Annotated in this window: 4 protein-coding genes; 1 reads left to right on the forward strand and 3 read right to left on the reverse strand. The window is 71.4% G+C overall.

The window, feature by feature from the left end; genetic code table 11:
- Window positions 1-48: 48 nt before the first annotated feature.
- From treS to AB8Z75_RS30010, 3 genes are all read right to left on the reverse strand, one after another.
- The gene (gene treS, locus AB8Z75_RS30000) at window positions 49-1,773 is read right to left on the reverse strand and encodes a maltose alpha-D-glucosyltransferase (protein ID WP_369207465.1); all 1,725 of its coding nucleotides are present in this window, start codon (window positions 1,771-1,773) and stop codon (window positions 49-51) included.
- 288 nt (window positions 1,774-2,061) lie between these two features.
- Window positions 2,062-3,663 (reverse strand): M4 family metallopeptidase, encoded by a 1,602-nt coding sequence (locus AB8Z75_RS30005; protein WP_369207467.1) that lies wholly within the window; start codon window positions 3,661-3,663, stop codon window positions 2,062-2,064.
- Window positions 3,664-3,983: 320 nt separating this feature from the next.
- Window positions 3,984-4,589, reverse strand: coding sequence for a TetR/AcrR family transcriptional regulator (locus AB8Z75_RS30010; RefSeq protein WP_369207469.1), 606 nt, complete (start codon window positions 4,587-4,589; stop codon window positions 3,984-3,986).
- A 133-nt stretch (window positions 4,590-4,722) separates the two neighbouring features.
- On the opposite strand from AB8Z75_RS30010, the gene AB8Z75_RS30015 reads away from it, so the two are divergent.
- Window positions 4,723-5,799 carry an FAD-dependent oxidoreductase gene (locus AB8Z75_RS30015; protein ID WP_369207471.1) on the forward strand — a complete coding sequence of 359 codons (1,077 nt, stop codon included), beginning with the start codon at window positions 4,723-4,725 and terminating at the stop codon, window positions 5,797-5,799.
- The last annotated feature ends 252 nt before the right edge of the window (window positions 5,800-6,051 follow it).

The following is a 6,051-nucleotide window of genomic DNA, read 5'->3' on the forward strand; positions in this document are numbered from 1 at the left end:
GCCACCGCCTGAGCCCGCCTCCGAACCCGACCGGGTCCGGGGGCGGGCTCAGGCGGTGGCGGAGGACGGCTTCCGCAGGCGGAACCAGTAGAAGCCGTGTCCGGCCAGCGTCAGCAGGTACGGGAGTTTTCCGATGGCGGGGAAGCGGACCCCGCCGATGAGTTCCGCCGGAACGCGACCCTCCCACTCCCGCAGGTCCAACTCCGTCGGCTGCGGGAAGCGCGAGAAGTTGTGCACGCACAGCACCAGGTCCTCGCCGCCTTCGGCGGGTTTGAGCTCCCGCAGGAAGGCCAGCACGGAGGCGTTGGAGGAGGACAACTCCTCGTAGGAGCCCAGTCCGAAGGCCGGGTTCTGTTTGCGGACCTCGATCACCCGCCGGGTCCAGTGCAGCAGGGAGCTAGGTGAGCTCATCGCCGCCTCGACGTTGGTGACCTGGTATCCGTGGACGGGGTCCATGATGACGGGCAGGAACAGCCGGCCGGGGTCGCAGGAGGAGAATCCGGCGTTGCGGTCCGGCGTCCACTGCATGGGGGTGCGTACGGCGTCGCGGTCGCCGAGCCAGATGTTGTCCCCCATGCCGATCTCGTCGCCGTAGTAGAGGATCGGCGATCCGGGCAGCGACAGCAGCAGGGCGGTGAACAGCTCCATCTGTTTGCGGTCGTTGTCCAGGAGCGGCGCGAGCCGTCGCCGGATGCCGAGGTTGGCCCGCATGCGCGGGTCCTTGGCGTACTCCGCGTACATGTAGTCGCGTTCCTCGTCGGTGACCATCTCCAGCGTCAGCTCGTCGTGGTTGCGCAGGAAGATCCCCCACTGGCAGCCGGACGGGATCTGCGGCGTCTTCGCGAGGATCTCCGAGACCGGATAGCGGGACTCCCTCCGTACCGCCATGAAGATCCGCGGCATGACGGGGAAGTGGAAGGCCATGTGGCACTCGTCGCCGCCCACCGCGTAGTCGCCGAAGTAGTCGACGACGTCCTCCGGCCACTGGTTGGCCTCGGCCAGCAGTACCGTGTCCGGGTAGTGGGCGTCCACGATGGCCCGGACGCGTCTCAGGAAGGCGTGCGAGCGCGGAAGGTTCTCGCAGGTGGTGCCCTCTTCGGCGTAGAGGTAGGGCACGGCGTCCAGCCGGAACCCGTCGATGCCCAGGTCCAGCCAGAAGCGCAACGCGGAGATCATCTCGTCCTGCACGAGGGGGTTGTCGTAGTTGAGGTCCGGTTGGTGCGAGAAGAAGCGGTGCCAGTAGTACTGCTTGCGCACGGGGTCGAAGGTCCAGTTGGAGGCCTCGGTGTCCACGAAGATGACGCGGGCTTCCCGGTACCGCTGGTCGTCGTCGGCCCAGACGTAGTAGTCCCCGTAGGCACCTTCCGGGTCGCGTCGCGAGGCGAGGAACCACGGGTGCTGGTCGCTGGTGTGGTTCATGACGAAGTCGATGATGATCCGCATGCCGCGCTCGTGCGCCGCGTCGACGCATTCGACGAAGTCCGCGATGTCGCCGAACTCGGGCAGGACGGAGGTGTAGTCGCAGACGTCGTAGCCGCCGTCCCTGAGCGGGGAGGGGAAGATGGGCGGGAGCCACAGGCAGTCGACGCCCAGCCACTGGAGGTAGTCCAGTTTCGCGGTGAGCCCTCGCAGGTCGCCGATGCCGTCGCCGTCGCTGTCCTGGAAGGAGCGGACGAGCACTTCGTAGAAGACCGCGCGCTTGAACCAGTCGGGGTCGCGGCTCTTGGCGGGTGTGTCCTCGAACGTGTCGGGGACGGGCTCGTTGGCGGTCATCAGGCGCTCCAATCCGCTCGCCTGAGCAGCACGCCGCCCGGATGCGGCGCGTCGCGCCCTGTCCAACGACGCCCTCGCCCCGTGGGTGTGGTGCGGGCCGGGAGGACGGCCGCGACGGCGGGGACCTGGTGCGCGGCGGCCTCGACGGCGGTGCGCCGGCGGGAGGGGCGGAAAGACGCGTGAGGCCCCGCCCCCGGGAGGGGGCGGGGCCTCGAACACCCGCGATCGGAGTCGGCGGTGCCGACTCGAAGACTCCGGCTGCCGACTGGCGAGGCCGGCCGGCCGCTGTCAGCTGCCGGTGACGTTCACCGCGGTCCAGGCGGCCTTGACCGTCTCGACCTCGGTGCTGTCGGCGCCGTACAGGTCGGTGGCCGACGCGATGGTGGCCTCGCGCGCGTCCGCGTAGTCCGTCGTCGACGTCATCTGCTCGGTGAGCGCCTTGAACCAGATCTGCTCGGCCTTCTCGATGCCGATGCCGTCGACCTTCGAGCCGTCCTTGGTGGGCGAGTTGTACTGCACGCCGTTCACCTCGCGCTCCCCGCTGCCCACCGACAGCAGGAAGAAGAAGTGGTTGGCGATGCCGGAGGAGTAGTGGACGTCCACGTCACCGGCGTTCGCGTCCCAGTAGTCCAGCGACTGGCCGTCCTTGCTGGGCTCGTCCATGTAGCGCAGCGGGGTGCCGTCGCCGTTGATGTCGATCTTCTCGCCGACCATGTAGTCCGGGGTGTCCTCCGGGCTGTCGGCGTGGAACTCCACGGCCGCGGCGAAGATGTCGGAGGTCGCCTCGTTCAGGCCGCCCGACTCGCCCGCGTAGACCAGGTCGGCCGTGGTCGAGGTGACGCCGTGCGACATCTCGTGCGCCGCGACGTCCAGCGCCGTCAGCGGGTGCTCGTTGTTCTGCCCGTCCCCGTAGGTCATGCAGAAGCAGGAGTCGTCCCAGAACGCGTTGACGTAGTTGTCGCCGTAGTGGACCCGGCTGACCGCGCCCTTGCCGTCGCCCGCGATGCCCTCGCGGCCGTGCACGTCCTTGTAGTAGTCCCAGGTCTGGCCCGCGCCGTAGTGGGCGTCCACGCCCGCGGTCGCCGGGTCGTTGACCGTCCCGTCGCCCCAGGTGTCGTCCTCGTCGGTGAACAGCTCGCCGTCGCCGCTGGAGCCGTTGTTGAGGTTGGTGGTCTTGTTGCCGCCCCGCGCCTCGTCGGTCATCGTGAACTTGCCCGAGGAGCCCGAGGTGCCGATCTCGACCTTGCCGCTGTACTGGCTGTTGCCGGTACCTTCCTTGATGCCCTGGAACTCGAAGAGCTTCTTGCCGGTCTTCGCGTCCGTGATGACGTGGAGCTGGTTGGGGGCGCCCGACTTCTGGACACCGCCGACGACGGTCTCCCACGCCAGTACGGGCTTGCCCTCGGCGGCCCACACGACCTTGCGGGGCGCCTTGCTGCCCTTCGCCTTGGCGAGCGTGGGCTTGTGCGCGGACGACGCCTCGGTCTTCACGGCGATCTTCGCGGTGGTGGCCTTGGTGGTGCCGGTGCGCTTGCCGCTCGCGGACTTGTGGACGACCAGGTCGCCGCCGAGCACGGGCAGCCCGTCGTAGGTCCGCTCGTAACGCACGTGGGTGGACCCGTCCTTGTTCTTGACGACGTCCTTGACGTGGAGCTTCTCCTTGGCGCCGAGGCCCAGCGCGCGGGCGTCGGCCGACTTGGCCGCCTCTGTGTTCGCGGACTTGACCAGCTTGGTGTGCTGGGCCGCGCTCAGCTGCGCGGGAAGCGCGCCGTTCGCCGAGGTCTCCCCGCTGGGGGCCGCGCCGGCGGTTCCCGCGGTGACACCCGCCGCTACGAGGGCCGCGGTGGCGGCGAGGGCGGATATCCGCTGCTTGGAGGTGAGGGGTCTCACGTCAGTGGCTCCTTCTGCCGTGGGGACCGGACGGTATGGGTGGTCTGCCGTCCGGGCAGAACTTCAAGTGCGAGACACCGTGCGGAAGTCCGGCCGAGGGCCGTGCTGGCGTACGAATGCCGCACCATGCGGTCGGCAGCCTGCCACCAATTGCATGTGCATGTCACCGGTGCGTCACGCGTTGACCAGAGGTTGGCCGGATTCTGTTCGTTGCTACGAACGCCACGCCCGCATAGCGGACGCACCCCCTCCGCCCGGGCCGGGGCCCGCACCGCGGGGAGCCCGCCGGTGCGGCCCGGCACCACTCCCGGCGGGCCCCGTCAGCTGTCCTGGCGCCCCGCAGCCGTCTCGGGGTAGACGACATCCAGCACCCCGCGCACGAACAGCGCCGGATCGTCGAGCCCCGAAGCGGTCAGCGTCCCCGCGCCCCGGGCGAGCAGGTGCGGGATCGCCGCGTGCAGGACGAGCGTGACCACGGCCGCCCGCTCCGGCGTCACCGCAAGCCCCGCCGCGCGCTGTGCGGCCTCGAAGGCGGGGAAGTCCGAGGCACCGATCGGGTCGAGCACCTGCGCCAGCCACGGTCTGCGCGCCGCCTCGGTCTGCAGTTCCAGGTAGGCGAGCATCCGGGGGCGGCCCGGGCCCGCCACGTTCTCCAGCAGCCCCGTCAGCAGCGCTACCAGGCCCGCGCGTTCCGACGGCGGGGGCCCCGCGGCGGCCAGCTGCTCCATGGTGGCGCGGTACTGCTCGACGCAGCGCTCGGCGACCGTACGGAGCAGTGCGTCGCGGGTCGGGAAGTAGTTCTTGGCCGTTCCGGTGGGCACCTCGGCCGCCGCGTCCACCGCGCGGTGGGTGAGGCCGCGTCCGCCTGCCTCGGCCAGCACGTGGAGGGCCGCGTCCCGCAGCCGGTCCCGGCGGTCCGGATTCACGCGCTCTCGTCCTCCTGGGGATGGGGGCTCTCCTCCTGGGTGGGGGCACCGGTTGGCAAGGCTACCCCAGACGTGGTACCACAGGTGTGGTGGTTGGCGGCGAGGGGCCGCCAGGGTGCCATGGGGAGGCGTGATGGGAAGTACCTCCGTGCCGGCAGGCGAGGCAGGCGAGGCAGTGGTCGTGGGGGCGGGTGTCGCCGGACTGGCGACCGCGCTCGGCCTGCGGCGGTCCGGATGGCGGGTCACCGTGTGGGAACGCCGCGCCGCACTGGAGCGCTACGGCACCGCGTTCGGCATCCACCCCTCGGCGCAGGCGGCGCTCGACCGGCTCGACCCGTCCGTTGGCGAAGCACTGCGCCGCCGCGCCGTGCCCTACCGGAACGCACACATCCGTACGCCGGACGGCCGGCGCCTCGCCGGCCTCCCGCTGGAGCGCATCGAGGCGAAGTTCGACCGCCCCGAACTGCTCATCTCGCGCCCGTACCTCATCGACGCGCTGGCCGGCGCGCTGGACGCGCACGGCGACGTGCCCATACGGCTGGACGAGCCGGTCCACGACGTTCCCGCCCTGCGGCGCGCGTACGACCTGGTCGTGGGCGCCGACGGCCTCAACAGCACGGTACGCTCCGGCACGTTCGGGCCCGGCAGCGGGCCCGCGCGCGTCGGCACCGCCGCCTGGATCGGCACCGCGGCCTTCGAGGCCGGCCTGCACGGCGAGACCTGGGGGCGGGGCCGCTTCTTCGGGATGACGCCCGTGGAGCCCGGCCGCACCAACTGGTACGCCACAGCGCCGCAGGCCACCACCGCCGACGAGCTGCCCGGCCTGTTCGCCGGCTGGCACGATCCGATCCCGCGCATCCTCGCCGAGACGGACCCGGCCCACTGGATCAGATACGAGATCCGGCACCTGCGTCCGGCGCTGCGCTCCTTCGTGCACGGTGGCCGCACCGCGCTCGTCGGCGACGCGGCACACGCCATGACGCCCAACCTCGGGCAGGGCGCGTGCACGGCGCTGCTCGACGCGGAAGCCCTCACCCGCGCCGTCGCCCACCACGGGCGGGGGGCCGGGCTGCCCGCAGCGCTGCGGGCCTACGACGCGGAGCGTCGCCGCCGCGCCCAGCGCACCGCCTGGGCCTCCCGCCATCTGCACCGCTTCATGACCACCCGGCACCACCGCACCCGCGACGCCCTGCTCCGGGTGCTGCCCTGAGAGCACCGCGCGCCGGGCCGGGCCCGGTTCCGGCGACCGCGCCCCCCGTCCGCGGTCGCCGGAGGAGAGGGAAAGCAGAAGAGGGCGAGGCGGGAGAAGGGGCGCGCAGGTTGCGGATCGCGGGGACCGCGAGCAGGCCCGCGCTGACCCCGACCATGACGAAGCCGCCCGCGAGGAGCACCGTCCGGCCGCCGAACAACTGCGCGGCAGGCCCGGCGAGCGCCTGACCGACCGGCATCATCGCCAGCGAGC

Source organism: Streptomyces sp. PU-14G (assembly GCF_041028275.1).
Lineage (GTDB): Bacteria > Actinomycetota > Actinomycetes > Streptomycetales > Streptomycetaceae > Streptomyces.

What these genes read in the sequence shown, in the direction of transcription:
- treS (WP_369207465.1), bottom strand. Translation starts at nt 1,773, where the DNA reads ATGACCGCCAACGAGCCCGTCCCCGACACGTTCGAGGACACACCCGCC.
- AB8Z75_RS30015 (WP_369207471.1), top strand. Translation starts at nt 4,723, where the DNA reads ATGGGAAGTACCTCCGTGCCGGCAGGCGAGGCAGGCGAGGCAGTGGTC.